Origin of the sequence: Pseudoalteromonas sp. TB25, from assembly GCF_000497995.1 — a bacterium.
GTDB classification, from domain to species: Bacteria; Pseudomonadota; Gammaproteobacteria; order Enterobacterales; family Alteromonadaceae; genus Pseudoalteromonas; species Pseudoalteromonas distincta.
Window position 1 is genome coordinate 1 of sequence record NZ_AUTI01000024.1, and the last position, 1,288, is coordinate 1,288.

2 protein-coding genes are annotated in these 1,288 nt (G+C 42.6%); one reads left to right on the top strand and one right to left on the bottom strand.

The genetic code is table 11. From position 1 onward, the window contains the following. The coding region (locus L652_RS0100440; RefSeq protein ID WP_024603169.1) for a polysaccharide deacetylase family protein at positions 1–691 on the top strand (691 nt) is incomplete at its 5' end. Positions 692–756: 65 nt separating this feature from the next. On the opposite strand, the gene L652_RS0100445 is transcribed toward L652_RS0100440, so the two are convergent. Next, positions 757–1,288, bottom strand: a 532-nt coding sequence (locus L652_RS0100445) for a PKD domain-containing protein (protein ID WP_024594680.1), incomplete at its 5' end; no start/stop codon positions are given.

The window sequence follows — 1,288 nt, forward strand, 5'->3', positions numbered from 1 at the left end:
GCGAGCAGGTGTATGGCGTTTACTTAAACTCTTTAAAAAATACGATATACCGGTCACCATTTTTGCAGTGGCGATGGCCCTTGAGCGCCACCCCGATGTAGCTAAAGCCTTTGTTAAAGCGGGCCACGAAATTGCAAGCCATGGCCTGCGCTGGATTAATTATCAAAACATTGATAAACAAACTGAGCGCGAGCATATGCAACAAGCCATTGATGTCATTAAAACGCTTACAGGTAAAAAGCCCAAAGGCTGGTATACCGGCCGAACTAGCCCAAATACCGCAGGCCTTGTTGTTGAGAATGGCACATTTTTATATGACGCCGACGATTACAGTGACGATTTACCTTTTTATAGTATTAAAGAAGGTAAGCCACAGTTAATAGTGCCCTACACGCTTGATGTAAACGACATGCGCTTTGCTGCCGTGCAGGGTTTTAATGCCGGGGATCAGTTTTATAATTACTTAAAAGATGCATTCGATACACTATACGAGGAAGGCGACCCACAAGGTGAAAACGCCCCAAAGATGATGTCGATAGGTTTGCATTGCCGCCTAATTGGCAGACCAGGAAGAATAAAAGCATTAGCACGGTTTTTAGAATATGCTCGCTCGCATGATCAGGTTTGGTTTGCCACACGTGAGCAAATAGCCGAGCACTGGCTTAAAACCCATCCGTATAAAAAAGCATAGTTTATATTTTTTTAAAACATAAAAAAAGCCCAGCAATGCTGGGCTTAAAGTCACTTTAGGAGTAGTTAGTTAAATGAAACCGTAATGATGTTAGAACATACATTTTCAGTTACACATAATTGGTAATCGTACGATGGTAATGTAGCACCACGTACGTAGTCGCGGTAACGACCTCGGTCAGCAGTAGTATCTACAAGCTCACCATTACGGTAAACACTTAGTGATTCAGCGCCAACACTTTCCCAACTAAGCTCTACACGCATAGTATCAAGGCGAGACTTATTAGCACGTTTTAAGGTGATTTCTAGCTCTACATCACTTACAACAACCGTTTGAGTTGATGTACTTGTATTGCCTTCACTGTCTGTTACCGTTAGTTCTACATCGTAATTACCTGATGCTGCATACACATGCATAGGGTTTTGATCAGATGATGTTGCACCATCGCCAAAGCTCCAGCTCCACTGTGTAATATCGTTATTTGAATCAGTGCTTGAATCAATAAAGTTAACTGTTAAGCCTTGTGTCTCAACGTCAAAACTAGCACGTGGTGGTTGTGGGCTAACTTCGCCAATAGCGCTTAGCGTTAATGACCAG